Origin of the sequence: Runella limosa DSM 17973 (genome assembly GCF_000482465.1) — a bacterium.
Taxonomy (GTDB): Bacteria; Bacteroidota; Bacteroidia; order Cytophagales; family Spirosomataceae; genus Runella; species Runella limosa.
This window is the reverse complement of sequence record NZ_KI519420.1, coordinates 543,142-561,776: the sequence shown is the minus strand read 5'-3', so window position 1 is coordinate 561,776 and position 18,635 is coordinate 543,142. Positions and strand designations below refer to the sequence as shown.

Below are 18,635 nucleotides of genomic sequence, written 5' to 3'. Positions count from 1 at the left end.
TCGAAACCTATAAGGTTTTAAAAACCTTATAGGTTATGCCAGACTTTCCAAGTTTCAAAAACTTGGAAAGTCTAAGCTGCTTTATTTTAACTCAATCGTCTCATTCATAACTGAATAGCCCGTAGGCTTAACTACCTCTAAGGTTATTTTTGGGTCAAAACCACGGATGAGGAGTGTGATTTCGGCACTTTGGCCTGGAGATAGTTCTGGGAATGAAAAAGACGCGTCGGGCGTTTTTAGGGTATAATTTTTGACCGTATAAGCGGGGAAATCGCTACGGTTTTTGATACGAACTACCAACTGGTGAACGCCTTGCCCTCCAGCCTGAAAACGCACTTTTTCGAGCGTAATGGGCGACATCTCACGGCGGTGAGCGTGGTAAAGCGGACGCTTGTTACGCTCAGGGCCTACTAGCCCCCACGGACGGTAGCCATTGGGATTTGTGCCTACGTGGCGACTTTGGTAATCATTGAATGACCACCACGAAGCGCCCACAATGTACGGGCGTTTACGAATCTCAGCCATGACGTTTTCCAAGTGACTCACCTGCCCTGCTTCGCCCGTGGGTGTGTCAGCGCGAACACCCCATTCACTGATGAGAATGGGCTTGTCGGGATACAGTGCGTGGATGTGGTCAAATATTTTGGCGTGGTTGCCGTAGGTATTGGTGGAAACAAAATCGCAGTATTGCGTGGCCTCGTCCTCAGGTTTGGCAGGTAAAATATTGAGACGCATGGAAGCGAAGGTAAACAAACGACTGGGGTCAAGGCTTTTGCCATAAACCATCATGTCTTTGGTCCAACGTTGTCCCGAAGGCGTTTCCGACAAGTATTCGTTACCGACGCTGTACGCAATCACACTCGGATGATTCCAGTCGCGCTCGGCCATTTCTCGAAATTGTTGCTTGAATTTTTGGCGAATGGTGTCGTTGTCCATTTGACTGGGCGTGAGTTGCCAGTTGCCCGCTTCGGTGATGATGAGCATTCCGTAGCGGTCGGCTAGGTCGTAGAAAGTTTCACTTGGGGTATAGTGGGTCAAGCGATGAAACTCCATTCCTGCTTCTTTCATCAAGCGAAAGTCTTTTTCGACCAACCAATCGGGTTCTAACGAGCCTAAACTGGGATAATCTACCACGCGATTTCCCCCTGCCAAACGGATAGGCTGACCGTTGAGCAGCAACTGCGCATTTCTAACTTCTACTTTGCGTATTCCAAACGAAGTGGCAAGCGTGTCACCTCCAACAACCGTTTGGAGCTGGTACAATTGCGGGCTGTCAATACTCCACAGTTGTACGTCGGTAGCTTTGAGCGAGGTTTCAGCCTCAAGAATCCCTGTTTGTCCTGCGGCGATGGCGGCTGAAGTAATTTTCCAAACAAGCTTCAACGATTGATTTCTGAAGACAACCGTCGTTGCCGATTTAGGCGTTTGTGCTTGCGAAGACGTGTTCCTAACGCGGGTCTTCACGCGTACTGTTGCCGTACCCGAAGCCAAATCAGGCACCGCCTCTACTTTGAGGTTTTCGATGTATAAGTCAGGTTCAATGGTAAGGTACACGGGGCGAATCAGTCCACCGTAATTAATCCAACCAGGAAACGGGTCGTTGGCATTGCCGTTATCCTTCGCGCCAGGAATAGAACCCGTTTGCCACGTATCGTTATTAACAGAAACAGTCAGTACGTTATCGCCCGATTTTAGGTAATCGGTAATGTCAAAATGAAACGGCGTATAGCCACCTTCGTGTGTACCAATTTTCTGATTGTTGAGCCAAACGGTAGTGGCATAATAAGCCGCATCAAAGTGCAACAACGTACGTTTGCCCGCCTGAGGCTGCCACGGAAAAGACTTACGATACCAAACGGTTCCCGTATAAAACTGGTAGCGAGGGTCGGTCGAAAAGCAGTGAGGAACACTGACTTTATCCCAACCTCCGACGTTGTAACCGTCTTTGTACCAGCCTTTGGTAGCCCCCACTTCGCGCGGGTCCATGGCAAACGACCATTGTCCATGCAACAGAATGGCGTCGGGCTGTCGGATGCTAAATTGGGCAAAACCAGAAAGTGATAACAGCAAAAATAAACTTGTGAGTTTCATGTGTGATGTGTTGATTGTCAGGGCTAAAGCCCATTCATTTTCGTTCACTTGTATTACCCCAGGCTAAAGCCATGGGGTTAAAAGAATCTCTTTCAGCGTGATTCCCAAGGCTGAAGCTGTGGAGAGTAGCGGAATATCTCGTGTTTCGCTCTTTTTAACCACGTCCTTTAGGGCGTGGCAAGGGATAAGCAACTGAATAGGCGGGCTTTAGCCCTGACTGACTTCCTTTATTTTTTCTCCAATGACGGTAATTCGTCTAGCAGCTCGCCACGGAATAATAGCTCCTAACAAAACTACCACTGCAATTCCCGCCGTGATTAGACCGCCCGAGGTAGCAAAGGCGCTTAATCCAAATAATACCACTGCCACAAACACTAATGCTCCCGCAATGACTTGCATTCCAAAGCGATTTTGTCGTTTTATTTCCAACGATTCTTCTTCGTTTTCGAGCATGGCTTGGGCTTTTCGGGCTGCTTTGGTGGCTAGGTATGGCTCGTATTCTTCGGCAATTTTTTGGTTAGCTCGGGCATACAATTCATAGGCCGAAAGCAAAACCAACGGCAGGCCAATGCCCACGATGGTTTCGACAGCACGGCTTAGTTTAAAGTCCAATAGCCACGGTGACAGCACTTTAAAGAATAGGTTAACTACCAACCCAACAATCGTAATCCAGAAGGTAGTTTTTCCGTTGATACGTTTTGAAAACAGCGCCCAAAGCGGCGGAGCCAGCAGTGGCCCACCTGAAATAGCCGAAATACTCAGCACCACTTCCACGATTCCACCAGCAGCAGGGACCAATAAGGCAATCACAATCATGCCCAATCCAAATCCCCATGACGAAAGTCTTGCTACTTTAATGAGTTGCTGATCAGAGGCTTTGGGGTTGATAAAGCCTTTGTAAATATCATTAGTAAAAACCGCAGAGACGACATTTAAGGTGGTATTGGCACTGGCCGAAGTCGAGAAATACATTCCCGTAAGCATCAACCCGAGCAAGCCAGGTGGCAGAACGGCCTTGCAAATCAGTAAGTAAGCATTTTCGGTATCCAATCCTTCTAAACTGGGATTCAGTGCCCGATAAATCATCGGGGGAAGCATCCAAATCATGGGACTGACTAAATACAGCGCCGCAAAAAGAAATGCTACTTTGCGGGCCGATTTGGGGCTATCGACGCTGGTGTAACGCTGAACAAATGTCCAGTTACCCCCAATGTACGCAATGTGATAAAACACAAACGCAAGCACAAAACCGAAGGTGTATTCGCCGTGGAGAAGGTTGAAAAAGTCGTCGGGGACTTGTTGGGTAAATCGTTCAAAACCACCGACTTTATTGAGCGACAAAGGAAGTAAAATAAATACAGCGGCCGTCAAAATAACAAACTGTAAAATATCGGTTACCATCACTGCCCACAGTCCGCCGACGGCCGTGTAAGCAATCATGAAAACTCCCAACACGATGGTAGATTCGAGCAAAGGAAACCCCAGTGAAACACTTACCAGCTTGGCCACGGGGTACAACACCGAGCCTTTGATAAATACCGATACCAAAGTAAAGATGCCGATGTAGGTCTTCTGAACGCGTTCGCCGAGGCGTTCGCGGATAAACTCTGCCGCGGTGAGGTTGCCAGTAGCCCGCCAGCGAGGAGATAAAAACAGCCCCGTGATGATAGCTCCGATGCACATCGTCCATTGAATAGTGACGGCCACCCAGCCGTGTTTGTAGGCGATAGAGCCCCACGCCACAAACGTGCCCGCGGAGAAAAAGGACATGAATAGCGACAGTCCACCAATGAACCAAGGCACGGCTTCTCCCCCCGCAAAAAACGATTTGAGGTTGCGCCCCGTGCGGGCAAACAGCATCCCAATCCCCAGTACAAAAGCGGAGAAAATAAAGATGACGGCGGTATCAATCAGTGAGTTCAAGATGTTTTGGTTAGTTTTGTAGCCTAAATATAGAATCGTGAATTATCCAAATTACTTATTTTATTCCAACCTGTCTTCTACAGAGTTTTACTTCGAAAGTATCGGTTCAAAGGGTGTAATCAACAAAGTTGTCGCTTTTCAACAGACCTCTGTTGCAACTATTTATAATCTCGGTTTAGCAGATTATGACCCAAATACTGGAGAAATTGATGATACAATCATTAATGACAATGGTGATATGGAAAAGATTTTAGCTACGATTTTCCAAGTCGTTATTCACTATCTTTCTCTCAATCCCGAGCATATCATTTATTTCTCTGGCAATTCACCCTCGCGAACTCGGCTTTACAGAATTGCTATAAATCATAGTTTGGATGAGATTACCACCCAATTTGATGTATTGGGAGTTATTAATTCTCAGCCTGAGTCATTTATAGCCAATAGAGCCTACGAAGGTTTTTTGATTAGAAAAAAATAATTCATTAACTTTAACCATAAAATTTACAGAACTATGAGAATTGAATCGAAGTTTAAGGTTGAAAAAAGGGATTCTTTACCACTAAAGACAAAAGACAACAAACCTCCCTTTTCTGAAAAATTAGCTAAAGCCAATGAGGTATTAGCTAAAATAGAGCTACCTATTCCCAAAAAGCCCTAATTACTTCGCTACCGTCATTACTTCAAATCCAGCTCCTGCCAATTGTTTTTTATAGGACTTGCCGTTGATAGTGACCTGAAAATCACTTGCTTGAGAACTGTTATTCAACAAAATCACAAATAGCGTATTTTTCTGCTCCGATTCTGCCAAGAGGTAATCAATGGTCGGATTGTCGATTTTAACGAGGTTTTCGTCAATGATGAGTTTGGCTTTGGTACCGTTGATGAAGCCTGCTTCAAATCCGTAACTTTGGTGGGGACCCACTTTGGGCGTCACAAACCCACGAGGGAATTTCACTTGCCCACCCGAACGTAATTCTGCCTCTGACATGAGGTAGTCGGTAAGCCAGCCGATTTGCCACCAAGCGTGGTGAGGATACGGCCCCGAACCTTGGTTCATCACCCGCCAATAATAGGAAGCAACGCTGGTTTTGGGTTCAACAAACGCGTCGCGTCCCCACGCAGCCGAACGCGCTAAATCGGCGAAAATAGGTTCTTTCGTGAGCTGATACATCCGAATAAACAACCCCGCATGGCTCGCCAGTTGGATAGGGCCGTGGGCGTTTGAAGAACCAAAAATCCCGCCGTGTTCAAAACTCAAACCCACTTGCGAAATCTCCCAGTCCTCACGCTCAATGCCGTTGACCGTTTTTAAGGTACGGTTCGGAATGGGGTGGGTATAAATCGAGGTGGTATAGACTTTGGCGGCTTGGATAGCGGCGGTTTTGTAGGTAGGATTCTGCGTAATGTCATACAAATCCAGCAATGCTTGAGCCGACTGCGCCGTGGCAAAGTCGGGGGCATAGCGAGCATCGCCGCAAACTCCTAAAAAACTACCTTTGTCAACGGCATTTTTCACAAACCAATCTGCTCCTTTTTGGGCGGCGGCCAAATACTTAGCATCTTTCAAAATACGGTACGCTACCAAAAGCCCGTAGAAGGTTGGTCGTACATCCTGAATGTCGAGAAAAACTTCCTGCTCCGTTTTGCGGTCATAAGCCACTCCCCAGCTACCGTTGGCTTTTTGGTTTTTTAACAACCATTCAGCCCCCGCCTTTAAACGCTCTCTAAGCGACTGATTGTCGGGCTCGAACAATAAAATATTGCCCAAATCAAGCATGGTGTAGTACGTCACCGCGATAGGTTCGACTACTTCGCCCCACTCTTCGGTGAATTTTTTGCGTTTGGCCAAATAATACTGCCCTGCCAACGCCCCGTTAAAAAAGCCTGGCTCGGTGATTTGCTGCGTAAACTTAAAATTGAGCGCGTAGGGCAGGACATTTTTGGTGAGTAAGGTGTCTTTGGTAGCATTGGCCAGCATCCACATCGCGCCATAATCGGAGTTTTTCATGGCATCGCGCTGTGAACCTACCACACCACCTAAGTACGATTGGGCCCCAATTTTCAAACCTTTGTATTCTTCGATGTTCCAAAGCGACGTTTTGGGGTTGGTTAAATAATGGTGCATTTTCTGGATACGGTCGGTCAGCGACTGCTTGCTTTGGCGAAGTTCCAAGGTCTGTTTGAGTTGATAAATGTCGTAGGCGGCGTGGTTAATCATGCTAAACCAATCACTTCCTAAGAGGCTGTATCGGAACGTAAATGTGACAGTTTCACCCGTTTTTAAGTCAGATTTTGGTTCGCCAAGAACGGGATAATACAACGTGGGAGTTAGTTGCGACTTACGGTTTTTGTGCGAAATCCCAATATTCCAATCATGCAGGGTCAACTTGTCTTTGGCCCAAGGGTCGCGGCAAAAAGCGGGGTCAGGAATGACCGAGACCGTGATGCCCGTTTTGGTCGTAACGAGCGGACTAAGCGTACTGGCCGAGCGCTCGCGATAGACCACGGGCAGCGTAGGAACTCCGTGCCCGTAGGCATACGCCAAGGCAAAATTGGGTTGCATATAGTTCCCCTGAAAATACCCCGGAACGGCTACCCAAGCCATGTCAGCCTCGCTGATAGAGTTCAACGTAGGAGTAGCCAATGAAAAATAGCCTGCTTGTTTGGGGGTAAGCTTTTGGGTTACGATGACATCCGTGGGGAATTTTGGGTCAAAACGCCATTGAGAAACTATTTTGGCTTGGTCGGTTTCGTGCTCAAAGGTCAGTTGGTTAGGAGCATTCTGACTTCCTTTTTTAGGAAAAAAATGAAAAGCCGTTCCCACAGTATTCAACGAGACAGGATTGGTACTTTCGGCCCACTGTTTGGTTTGGTAGTGGTAGGCATCTTCGGGAAATTTGTTGCCCGTAATGCTCTTAAACACGGAGTCAGATTCTAGCTTAGGCTTTTCCGTAGTGACCAATAATGTACTCTCTCCCGAAGGATTTTTGAGCGAAACCCAGTTATTGCCCTTTTTGACACTCACTTGAGAAAGATGCCAACCCTTGGGCGAATTAGCCCAACGTAATCGGAGCGCTTGATTTTCCAACACCAACGATTTGGGTGCTTGAGCTCGGAGAGTTACCCAACTTGTAAAGAAGGCAACTACCAATAAAGTGTTCTTTTTAAGTGACATTTACTTCCACGCGGGGTTTTGTTCCAGTTTTGGATTGGCATTTATCTCATCTAATGGAATTGGGAAATACTTGTTTTTGGCCGTTGGTGTGCGCGTCGGATACACGTTATTCACTGCTTTTGGAATGACACTCATGAATTTGTCGGTGCGAGTCAGGTCGTACCAGCGATCACCTTCAGCAAAAAACTCCCAAGAACGCTCCTGCAATACGGCATCAATGAACGCATCTTTACTCAATCCTGCTTTCAAATCGGGTAAACCAGCACGTTTGCGAATGGCATTCACAAATCCATACGCAGCGGCCGTTGCTCCGTTCAAACGAGCCTCAGCTTCGGCAGCAATGAGGTACATATCAGGCAGGCGCAAAATCGGAATATTGGGTATCTGTCCTACAATCGTGTTGGGATCTTGGTATTTTTTAATCAAAACACCTTGGGTCGTAATCGGCGTAATGCTGCGCTGGGGTACTACCGCACCGCTCCGATTGATGTAAGTAGTATCCAAAAGCTGACGGCGCTTATCGGCGGGGTCAAACGAATCAAAGAAGGTTTGGTACGCAAACATTGACCCGAACGAGGTGCGAGCGTAGTCCGCTCCCGCATTGCCTGGAGGGCCACAAAGGCCCGTCAACTGGTGAGCGCGGCCAGGAGAAATGGGGGCTACTTCAAACGCCCACATGTTTTCGACGCGAGCCGCATCTTCTTTGTCATAACGATACACGTCGCGCACATCAGGCATAAGTGAGTACTTACCCGAATTGATGACTTCCTGGGCTTTTTGCATTGCTTTTTGCCAATCTTCGTTATACAAAGCAGCTTTGGCATAAAGTGCATTGACCACTTCTTTGGAAGGACGACCTTTTTCCACAGCAGGATATGAGAGCAGTCCTGCGGCGAGGGCTTGATCTAAGTCGCTGTAAATCTGTTTATATACGTCGGCCTTGGCACTTTTGGGAATGGTTGCTTCGGCTTCGGAAGTACTTGGTTTTGTTTTGACAGGAACGTCTCCAAAGTTTTTGGCCAAATTCCAATGGTAAAACGCCCGCATAAAATAGGCTTCTCCAATAATTTGTTTTTTGCGGGTTTCATCCATGACCGCTGCGGGCACTTTTTCGATAATCCAATTGGCTTTTTCGATGCCATCGTAACACGACGCCCAAATTTGTTGCGGCGATTCGTTGGTACGTCCTGCCGTGCGTTGGGTGGTGTAGTTGGCGTCGTAAGCAAAAAGCGTCAGGGTATTGCGACCTACTACCGCCCGTGGATAAGACTGGTCGGCGCTAAAATCGGACACAATGGTGAGCGCAGGCCCAACGCCCATGTCACCCAAAGGGTCATAGACGGCCACAAGCCCTTTTTCGGCATCGGCAGCCGTTTTATAAAAAGCCTCGGTATAGATGGAGGAATAAATGGTTTCTTCTAGATTACAGCTTGTATTAAGCACCAAAAGGGCAGTACATAAGCCGATGAGTCTATTATATTTTTTCATAATGAATGCTTTTTGAAAGATTGACACTTAAAACGTTACTTGAATACCGCCCAAGAACGAACGCGCTTGTGGATACACAAAGTTGTCGATACCAATGACGGTATTAGAACCCGCAAACGTATTTACTTCGGGGTCAAACCCACTGTAGTTGGTAAGGGTAAATAAGTTATTTCCAGAGACATACACCCGAATATTCTGTACTCCTTTGATGGCAGGAAGCGTGTAGCCAAGGGTGAGGTTTTTACAACGAATGTACGAACCATCTTCTACGTAATAACTGCTCACGGGTAAACGTCCTCCTTGCGCAGCACTGACGTACTGGTTGCTTGGGTTGGTAGGCGACCAGCGATTAACAACGCCTTTCAACAAGTTACGTTGCCCCAGTGGGTTTTCAAACGACAAGCGGCTGAGGTTGTAAATGTCATTGCCCTGCGAACCCGACAAGAAAGCACTCAAATCAAAGCCTTTGAATGACAAATTGGTAGATAAACCAAAGATAAAGTTGGGATTAGGATTGCCCGTAATGGTTTGGTCGGCTGAGGTGATGGTACCGTCTCCGTTTAAGTCTTTGACTTTGTGGCCACCCAAACGCCCATCGTAGCCTGGCAAGATGGTTTCGCCCGTTTGGTTGATTCCGTCAAAAATGTAGGATTTAATCAAACCTAATGGCTCACCAACTTTCAAAATGGTGTAGCTCGTGATAAAACGCTCCGTGGTGGTGCCTCCGTCGAGGTCGAGTACTTTGTTGCGGTTGCGGGTAAAATTGGCCGATATGTTCCACTTGAGTGGCCCGTCCAAAATGCGCGCATTGGCCGCAAATTCAATCCCTTTGTTTTCCAACGAGGCATAATTCCCCGTAATGCTTGCATAACCCGACGAAAGTGGTAAGGTTTTGATATACAGCAAGTCGCGGGTAATTTTATCATATACGTCCACAATCAAGCTAAAGCGGTTGTTGAGGACACTTACATCCAATCCGATGTTGGTTTGGGTTGATTTTTCCCAACGTAAATCGGGGTTCGCAATCCCCGTTGGGTTGATGCCCGTCACGTAAGCGTTGTTAAAAACATAATCGCTTCCCGTGGCGGCGACTGTACTTAGCGACTGATACGGCGAAATGCCGCCTGCGTTCCCCGTGATACCGTAGCTTGCCCGCAGTTTGAGGTCAGAAAGCCAAGTTACGCTTTTCAAAAATGGTTCTTCAATCAAGCGCCAAGCGGCTGATACGGCAGGAAAAAATCCGTATTTATTGTTGGTACCAAAGCGGCTTGAACCATCCACGCGGGCGGTCAAATCCAAGAAATACTTGTCTTTGTAGCCATAGTTCACGCGCCCCATGTACGAGTCCAAACGTTGCTTGCTACGGCTACTGCTGACGGTGCGGTTGAGGGCGAGTTGCAACGCTTCGTTTTGGGTAGCATCGTTGGGAAAACCCGAAGCACTAATAGAATTGGCATTAGAAAACTCAGCTTGCGAGGCAAAAACTCCCGTAAACTTCAGGCTATGGTTTGTGGCAATGGTTTGCGAATAGGTCAAAATGCTTTCGTGCAATAGTCCTAAGAAATTGCTGTTGGATTTTGAGCCCGAACCAGAATTGTCGTTTAAATCTCTCAAACTAACGATTGAACGCGGCGAATAGCGGTCGTTGATATTGTTCTGTAAATCCACGTTAAAAGACGCCCGATACGTCAATCCTTTCAAAATAGTAGCTTCACCGTAAAGATTCACCAACGTCCGTTTGAGGGCAGTTTTGTTCAGCACCGCCGCAAGCCCAAGCGGATTCGTTACTTCACGATAACGCCCGTCTTCTTGCTCGCCAAAGGGAAAAATGCTGCCGTCGGAGCGATAAGGTTTCAAGGTGGGCGGTGCACCGATGGCCGCGCCCAAGATAGTGCCCGTTACGACGTCAGCATCACCTTGGCTGGTCGAACCCGTCTGAATCCCCGAGTTGACTGAATAACTGCCCAAAATACTCGTCCCAACTTTGACGCGGTTGCTGATTTTATGGTCGAGGTTTAGTCGATACGAATAACGTTTGAAATTGGAACTGATGATAATTCCGTCTTGGTCGAAATAATTGGCCGAAAGCGCTACTTGGGTTTTATCATTACCGCCATTGATGGATAATTGATGGTTTTGAATGGGAGCTTCACGGAAAATGAGGTTTTGCCAATTCACCCCTTCCCCCAACGACGCAGGGTCTTTGTAATAGCTATTTTTGAACACTTCATTTTCTAGCTGGGCAAATTCGGCGGCATTGAGCACAGGCAACGTTTTGGTTACTTTTTGAACCCCAAAATAGCTATCAAGTGTCACGCGCGTTCCGCCACTTTTACCGCGTTTGGTGGTGATTAGTACCACGCCGTTGGCGGCACGCGCTCCGTAAATAGCCGATGCTGAGGCATCTTTTAACACTTCGACGCTCTCAATATCATTGGGGTTGATGGTCGAAAGGGGACTCACGTCGTTGATACCTCCACCGTTAGAAATCTGAATTCCGTCCACCACGTAAAGTGGCTCCGAAGTTCCGTTGATAGAGTTAGTGCCACGGATTCGGACGCTGACATTTCCGCCTGGAGAGCCTGAGTTTTGGCTAATCTGAATCCCCGATACGCGCGCTTGTAGCCCCTGTGCCACGTTGGCAACGGGAGTTTGCACCAAGTCCGACGATTTGACGGAGGCAATCGAGCCCGTAGTTTCGATTTTTCGCTGCGTACCATATCCTACCACAACCACTTCGTTGATGGACTTAACGTCGGCTTCAAGTACCACGTCTATTACGGTTCGATTATTGACCTCGATTTCTTGTTTGAGGTAACCAATAAACGAAAACACCAACGTTGCTCTGGCAGGAACGCCACTGAGTTGGTACTTGCCTTCGGCATCAGAGACAATTCCTTTCTGCGTACCTTTTACCGTCACATTTACTCCTGGAAGTTCAGCTCCCGAATTGTCGGTGATTTTTCCTTTGATGGTCAGGTCTTGGGCGTAAGCATGGGTCACAAGACCTACTACAAGCAACCATATTCGTAATTTTCCGAGCATAGGATTTGAATGTTTTAATAAATTGAAAATATACAATTTTTAAGGGTTTGAATCATCGGCTATCAAAATGCCTGAGGAGCTATTGAAATGACGATTTTGAGGGAAATTAGAGCTAGGTTTTAAATAATCAACAGAAAAAATTGAATTTTACCCACAAAAACTATCGGGAACTTTCCCGAAACTGGTAGCGATAGTAGTAATTGCATTACTTATACGTCTTTGTTGGGGAGTGCTCTGAGGTAGAGATAGAGTTAGAAAAAAGAAGCAAAAAATTAAAAAAGTACAATAAATAATGATTAAATGTGCGAAATGCCGACAAATAGATTTTGTTCAAAAATCGGGGATTGTTCGGGGGAAGCAACGCTACTTTTGTAAGGCGTGTGATTATCATTTTACGCTACCCGAAGTCGTCGAAAATCGCAAAAATAAACCTCGGCACCAAGTCACAATTATCGATATTGCCAATGAATTAGGTATTTCGAAATCGACGGTGTCACGGGCGCTGCGGGGGCATACGGACATACACGAAGGAACGCGCAAAATGATTCTGGATTTGGCCCAACAATTGGAATACCAGCCTAATCCTTTGGCAAATGCGTTGCTAAAAAGTCGGACAAACATCGTGGGGATTTTGGTGCCCGAATTTCGGCACTATTTCTTTCCCACTGTCATCATGGGCGCGCAGGAAATTTTGTCAAAAGCGGGTTATAACGTGATGATTTGTCAGTCGGATGAATCGTACGAAACCGAAGTGGCCAACGTCAAAGCGTTGATGAACAGCCGTGTGGATGGTTTGCTGGTGTCGGTCACTACCCAAACTAACAACGTGGACCATTTTCGGACGGTACTACGGAAAGAGGTGCCTTTGGTGTTTTTTAACCGCGTGTGCCCCGAACTAGACACGCCCCAAGTCATTGTGGACGATTATGCGGGGGCGTTTCAGGCGGTGGAGCATTTGATACAACAAGGCTACCGACGGATTGCGCATTTGGCGGGGCCCGTGTCGTTGTTGGTGAGTCGGTTGCGGATGAAAGGCTACTTGGATGCCTTGCAAAAACACGGGCTGCCCGTGGACAATGAGTTGATTATTCACTACGATTTGACCGAAGAAAAAGCGCGGATTTATGCCAATTACCTGTTGAGTCTTGCGCAGCCTCCCGACGCTATTTTTGCCATCAACGACCCCACGGCCATCGAAATCATGTTGGTGGCCAAAAGCCGAGGCGTGAAAATTCCGCAAGAACTAGGCATCGTGGGTTTTAGCAACGACCCGATTTCGGCCATTATTGAACCACCTTTGACTACCGTTGAGCAACCCGTTTGGGAGATGGGGCGACAGGCCGCGCGGATTTTGTTGGAACAGATGGAAAATCCTCACATCGAAACCTACCAGTTGCCTACGAGATTGGTTGTGCGCGGATCATCTGTGAATTGTTGAGTTTTTTTTCCCCGCAGATTGACGCAGATTTTAAACCGCAGATGTTCGCAGACTACTATCAGCGCCAATCTGCGGGAAAACATAGTTCTCTACAATATGCTTTTCAAAACAACTGAAACTCCCGAATCCCTGCAAAACCATAAGAGTCTAAAATCACCAACCGAAACTTTTGCGCAACAACGGGACTGATGTCTTTGCTCCAATTGCCCATTTTTTCGTCTTGGGCCAGCGTCAGCCATTGGCCGTCCTTTTCGTACTGAATTTCAAAGCGTTTGATTTGAGATTTTTGATACACCAATTCGCTTACTTTGAGCTGTTTAACTCTTTGTTTTGTACCCAAATCAATTTCTATCCAACCCTTATTTTGAAATAAATTGAAAGCCGCTTCTGACTGGTAATGTACGTCTTTTCCATAATACGCCTCAAAATCGACGTCGGTACGCCGCCCCATTTTCCAACAAGTTGCGGGGTTGTCATCAAAAGCCGCCGAGGGGTCGTGCAAAAATTCACCCATTGAACTCGAAGCGGTCGCTTTTTTGCCGTAAGCCAATGAATGAGTGGTCGTAAAAGGGATAATTTGACCCAATTGCGCAGCAGGTTTATCCAACGAAAGTGTCACAATTGTAGCGATGGAATCGCGCCCGTTTTGGGGAAGTTTCAGGGTTACATCGGTTTTGGTTTGCGTAAACGAAATAGCCTCTCCATTCAACAAAGACACTTTTTTGACGTTGGCTGTCATGGGCGGGAGTTTGATTTCGTCGCCCGTGTTGTTCAATAAATGCAAATACAGTTTGTTGCCTCGGTACGAACTCACGTAGTTTTTTGCGGGGGTATAAACGCCTCCTTTGGTTTGGTAAACGGCTTCCGCATTTTTGTTTAGCCAATCGCCCATTTCGGTTGCCCGTGCTACAAAGTTGGGTGGAAAAACGCCCAAACTATCGGGGCCGATATTGAACAAAAGGTTGCCGTTTCCACCTACGCACCGAAGCAACGTATGCACCGATTCTTTCAAACTGCGCGGGGTATCGTTGAAACGCCACGCCCACTGATGCCCCATGTTGGTGCAGGTTTCCCAAGGCACGGCGCCATACCCAGCCACAAACCCTTCGGGCGTAGCATAGTCGGCGTAAGCCCCTACCCGAGCGTGCGATTCGTCGGGATTGAAAGGTTCGAGCCGATTGTTGATGATGATTTCGGGCTGTAACTTACGTGCCAACTCAAACACTCTTTTGGGGTGAATGGGGCTGGGCGCCCCTTCGTAATCAATCCACAACAAGCTAATTTTGCCATAATTACTCAACAATTCACGCACCTGCTCCTCCACCCGATTGGCAAAAATATCGTTAGTTTTGGGGTTCCTACAATCGAGGTCTTTCCAGTCGGCCACCGAAAAATACCAGCCAATGGGCATCCCTGCATCGTGGGCAGCTTGGGCAAGTTCTTTGCAAACATCCCTTCCAAAAGGGCTGTTTATGATGTTGTAAGACGTGGTTTTGGTATCAAAAAGGCAAAAACCATCGTGGTGTTTTGACGTCAAAACCAAGTACTTCATTCCCCCTGCCTGGGCTAACTTTACCCATTCTTTAGCGTTGAATTGCTTGGGGTTAAACCGCAAATACAACGAATCGTACTTGCTTTTACCGTAGCCATTGCGCGACCAACTAATTTCTTTTCCAATCAGTGACACAGGCCCCCAATGGACAAACAAGCCCATTTTGGCATCTTGCCACCACTTTAGGCGCTGCTCTTTTGAACTGTTTTTTTGAGTAATACCTTTAAAAGCAATTAGACAAAGCAGGAGAATGACGGATATTTTTTTCATTGAAAATGGCGTTTAACTACCTGATAATATGGCCTTTTTGGGCGTAATACAAAATGTAAGCATAACACAAAACGGGTAGCAAAAAAGCAAAGCGAATGCTGTACATATCAGAAATGAGTCCCATAAGTGGAGGTACAATGGCTCCCCCTACAATGCTCATGATAATCAACGACGAACCTGTTTTGGTATAAGCACCCAGGTTTTTAATGCTTAACGTAAACAAGATGGGGTACATCACCGACGTAAAAAGCCCCACGATTGAAAGAGAAAAAATCGAAACATAACCAGTACTCACAATAGCAACTGCAACCAGCGCAATCGCGCCCAACGCACAGGCTATCAACACTTTGGAGGGATTTACTTTTTGCAGAAAATACGCTCCAGCCAAGCGCCCCACCAAGACCAAGGCCATAAATAAGGTGATAAACAACGCGGCTTTCTGCTCCCCTAATCCATCAATTTGTAGTGATTTGGAATAACGAATTAGAAAACTGACAATCCCTACTTCGGCACCCAAATAACAAAATACGCCCAGTGCGCCCAGCACCGTATGTTTAAACTTAAAAATGGATTTTAACCGAACATTTTCTTCTCCTTCTTCATGAATGGCGGGCATTTTGATAAAAAATAACATCCCCCCCAATACCATAAACAAAGCCCCTAAACTCAGGTAAGGCATTTTGACCAATTGGGCTTCGGCGTTGAGATAATCGGCTAATTGGCTCGGGCTAAATTGCTGAACAGCCGTTTCGGGCGTGTCAGTGGCATGAAGCAAAAACACCGCTCCAAGGTAGGGGCCGATGGTAGCCCCAACAGAACCCACAGCCGCCGCCAAACTCAGCCGTCCAGAGGCTTTTTCGGGATCCCCCAAAACCGAAACATACGGTGTGGCGGTCACTTCCAGAAAGGTGAAACCTGCAGCCATGATGAACAAAGCAGTCAAAAAAAGCGGATAAAAGCGTGTTTCGGCCGCTGGGAAAAATAAAAATGCGCCCAATGCAGCCATAAAAAGCCCCGTAATCATGCCCGCCCTATACCCAAAACGACGGATGTATTGCCCCACGGGCAAAGCCAACAAAAAATACCCACCAAAAAAAGCCGACTGCACCAGCGAAGACTGAAAATCAGTCAATTGGCAAGCTCTTTTGAGGTGTGGAATAAGCACATCGTTGATGTTTCGGCTCAAATTCCAAATAAACATCAGGCTCATTACCACCAAAAGCGGTATCAGAAATTGGTTTCGGTTTTTCACTTCAGACATTCGGTTAGCATAAAAACTGGTTTCATTTCAGCCCAATGCTCGTCAGGTTTCGCATTCGCCAACCGTTGTTGGAATCCATGCATAAAAGCGGCCCACTCTGGTTGTCGAGGCATTTTGCCAATGGCTTCAAAAGCCGTATTCAGGTCAGTACCTTCTTCGGTTTCGACAATCATAAAAAGCCGCGTCCCGATGCGATAAATTTGCATATCTACGATTCCACCCGCCCCGATTCCTCGGGGAATTTCGGGCCAAATGTGTTCTGGCTGATGAAAATGTTCGTATTGGGCAATGAGTTCGTCGTCGTCTTTCAAATCGAGCGCCAAACAAGTTCTGTGTGTTTTCATCTTCTTTATTTTTTATAACCCAATTCCGCCCCTCCGCTTACGGGCATGATACAGCCCGTTACGAACCGAGCGGCCTCAGAGACCAAAAACACCGCCACATCGGCAATGACATCGCCTTCGGGACAGTAGCCCAGGGCGTGAATGTTGTCCAAATAATTTTCAATAACCTCTGGATTAGGCTGTTGTGTTGCCCAGTTGCGCAGCATAGGCGTCCATACACCCGCAGGACAGATAGCATTGACCCTAATACCAAAAGGAGCATAATCCAAGGCCATGGCTTTGGTTAGGGCGCTCATCCCCCCTTTGGTAGCCACGTAAGCCGCGTGATTTTCCTGCCCCATCGTCCCTACCATGCTGGAGGTGTTTAAAATACAACCCTTGGTCGCTTTCAGGGCTTCGATGCCATAACGGGTAGTCCAATACACGCTTTTCAAATTGATGGAAAATAAGCTATCCCATTCGTTTTCGGTGGTTTGGTCGAGCGGTTTTGAGGGACTAGCAATCCCAGCATTGTTATGAATCACATCTATTCTACCAAACCGAGCAATGGCCGTTTCAATCGCCAATTTTACGTCTGCTTCATGTTGCACATCTCCGACAAAACCAGCGTGTTCGTTGCCTAAACGGCTCATTAGCTGATTCAAAGAAGTTTCGTCTTTGTCCATCACCAAAACCCGAGCCCCCGCTTTTACATACGCATCAGCACAAGCTTCGCCAATGCCCGAAGCACCTCCCGTGAGAAAAATCACTTTATGGGTCAATAGTGTCATATTTTTGGTGGCTTAGGGTTTCAAATCACTGCTGCTGCCTGCTTCCTGAGGCACTTGATAATAGCCCCCAACGATATTGGCTGGATGCACAAAATAGGGGCGTAAATGCGGAATATGCTCTAAAAACAGGTTTTCGTGCCCCATCCCAATGTGATTAAAAAGCACCAAATGCTGATGAATCTGGCCCATGTCGCCCACGTGGGGGAGTACTGGAATATTGAATTTTTTGGCCAATAAACTAACCGTCAAAAACTCCGAAACTCCCCCTACCCGCACGGCATCAACCTGGCAAAAATCCATGGCCTTGGCTTGCAGAAAGTTCTTGAAAATTACCTTATTGGGAATGTGCTCGCCCGTGGCCACTTTAAAAGGGGCAATGGCTCGGCCAATGGCCTGATGCCCAAATACATCATCAGGGTGCGTAGGTTCTTCAATCCAATACGGGTTGATACTGCCCAGCCGCTGACAAATATCCAAGGCTTGCGGTACATTCCATTTTTGATTGGCATCCAGCATGATGGTGGCGGCATCTCCTGCCGTTTGCCGAATCAACGCGGCACGGCGGAGGTCGCGGAGAGGGTCATCCGAACCTACTTTTAGTTTCAGGGCGGTGAAGCCTTTGTCGAGGGCTTGCTTGGTTTTTTCAACGATGAGCTCGTCCGAAAAATTAAACCAACCCACCGAGGTATCGTAGCCTTTGTAGCCAGTAGTAAGTATCGAATTTCTATTGTCTCGCGTCTTATACTGTTCTTTGAGTAATTGAATGGCCTGCTCACGGGTGAGTTCGTCTTCTAAATAACTCAAATCCAGCGTATTTACGAGCTCTTCGGGTGATAAGTCCAGCAATAGTTTCCAAAGAGGTATCTGACGCGATTTGGCCCAAAGATCGTAGCAAGCATTGACAATCGCGGCCAATGCTAAATGAACGACGCCTTTGTGGGGTCCCAACCAACGGTAAGAAGGAGAGTCAACCAGCGAGCGATAGGTAGTCCCGAAGTTGGCCATTAAGGCTTCAATCTCCTGACCTGCCAATTTTTCGGATAAAAATTGAATGGCTTGACAAACCAAATCAGTGCCCGCCCCCAAGGTAAAAGCCAACCCTATTCCTTCCAAGGAGGTGTCGGTTTTTAACACACAAACCGCATAGGCATATTGTGGATCAGTGTGGGTTGCATCTGAGCCCGACCCATTGGGGAGGTCAAAACGTCTGTCAAGTACCTCAATAGCAGAGATAACCATAAAGGTTTCGAGGGTATAATTGTTTCTATTTCTTTAACG

The 18,635-nt window shown here is 47.0% G+C and carries 13 protein-coding genes; 3 read left to right on the top strand and 10 right to left on the bottom strand.

Annotated elements, in window-relative coordinates; genetic code table 11:
• Positions 1-81: 81 nt before the first annotated feature.
• Positions 82-2,091, bottom strand: coding sequence for a glycoside hydrolase family 2 protein (locus tag K339_RS0112265; protein ID WP_028523835.1), 2,010 nt, complete (start codon positions 2,089-2,091; stop codon positions 82-84).
• Between the two features lie 207 nt (positions 2,092-2,298).
• On the bottom strand, positions 2,299-4,014 hold the full coding sequence (locus K339_RS0112260) for a sodium:solute symporter family protein (protein WP_028523834.1): 1,716 nt from the start codon (positions 4,012-4,014) through the stop codon (positions 2,299-2,301).
• A 37-nt stretch (positions 4,015-4,051) separates the two neighbouring features.
• Here K339_RS0112260 and K339_RS0112255 point away from each other — a divergent pair, with 37 nt between their 5' ends.
• Together K339_RS0112255 and K339_RS37135 are read left to right on the top strand one after the other, a co-directional pair.
• Positions 4,052-4,492 carry a DUF6934 family protein gene (locus K339_RS0112255; RefSeq protein WP_051397980.1) on the top strand — a complete coding sequence of 147 codons (441 nt, stop codon included), beginning with the start codon at positions 4,052-4,054 and terminating at the stop codon, positions 4,490-4,492.
• A 33-nt stretch (positions 4,493-4,525) separates the two neighbouring features.
• The gene (locus K339_RS37135) at positions 4,526-4,672 is read left to right on the top strand and encodes a hypothetical protein (protein ID WP_157607571.1); all 147 of its coding nucleotides are present in this window, start codon (positions 4,526-4,528) and stop codon (positions 4,670-4,672) included.
• On the opposite strand, the gene K339_RS0112245 is transcribed toward K339_RS37135, so the two are convergent.
• The 3 genes from K339_RS0112245 to K339_RS0112235 are packed head-to-tail and all read right to left on the bottom strand — an operon-like array spanning position 4,673 to position 11,722.
• A complete protein-coding gene (locus tag K339_RS0112245; protein ID WP_028523832.1) occupies positions 4,673-7,189 on the bottom strand; it encodes a glycoside hydrolase family protein in 2,517 nt (838 codons plus the stop codon).
• Positions 7,190-8,677, bottom strand: coding sequence for a RagB/SusD family nutrient uptake outer membrane protein (locus K339_RS0112240; RefSeq protein WP_028523831.1), 1,488 nt, complete (start codon positions 8,675-8,677; stop codon positions 7,190-7,192).
• Positions 8,678-8,704: 27 nt separating this feature from the next.
• Positions 8,705-11,722 (bottom strand): SusC/RagA family TonB-linked outer membrane protein, encoded by a 3,018-nt coding sequence (locus tag K339_RS0112235; protein WP_028523830.1) that lies wholly within the window; start codon positions 11,720-11,722, stop codon positions 8,705-8,707.
• A gap of 292 nt (positions 11,723-12,014) precedes the next feature.
• Between K339_RS0112235 and K339_RS0112230 the strand changes: the two genes are divergently transcribed.
• Positions 12,015-13,160: a LacI family DNA-binding transcriptional regulator gene (locus K339_RS0112230; protein ID WP_028523829.1), complete on the top strand. Its 1,146-nt coding sequence runs from the start codon at positions 12,015-12,017 to the stop codon at positions 13,158-13,160.
• 103 nt (positions 13,161-13,263) lie between these two features.
• Here K339_RS0112230 and K339_RS0112225 read toward each other — a convergent pair whose 3' ends face one another.
• The 5 genes from K339_RS0112225 to K339_RS0112205 are packed head-to-tail and all read right to left on the bottom strand — an operon-like array spanning position 13,264 to position 18,596.
• Positions 13,264-14,982, bottom strand: a complete 1,719-nt coding sequence (locus K339_RS0112225) for an alpha-L-fucosidase (protein ID WP_028523828.1) — start codon at positions 14,980-14,982, stop codon at positions 13,264-13,266.
• Positions 14,983-14,998: 16 nt separating this feature from the next.
• Positions 14,999-16,243, bottom strand: coding sequence for an L-fucose:H+ symporter permease (gene fucP / locus K339_RS0112220; protein WP_028523827.1), 1,245 nt, complete (start codon positions 16,241-16,243; stop codon positions 14,999-15,001).
• Complete coding sequence (locus K339_RS0112215; RefSeq protein WP_037300240.1) at positions 16,231-16,587, bottom strand: L-rhamnose mutarotase; 357 nt, start codon at positions 16,585-16,587, stop codon at positions 16,231-16,233. Before K339_RS0112215 ends, fucP begins: the two co-directional genes overlap by 13 nt.
• A gap of 5 nt (positions 16,588-16,592) precedes the next feature.
• Positions 16,593-17,357: an SDR family NAD(P)-dependent oxidoreductase gene (locus K339_RS0112210; RefSeq protein ID WP_028523825.1), complete on the bottom strand. Its 765-nt coding sequence runs from the start codon at positions 17,355-17,357 to the stop codon at positions 16,593-16,595.
• Positions 17,358-17,369: 12 nt separating this feature from the next.
• Complete coding sequence (locus tag K339_RS0112205; RefSeq protein WP_028523824.1) at positions 17,370-18,596, bottom strand: enolase C-terminal domain-like protein; 1,227 nt, start codon at positions 18,594-18,596, stop codon at positions 17,370-17,372.
• Between the last annotated feature and the right edge of the window lie 39 nt (positions 18,597-18,635).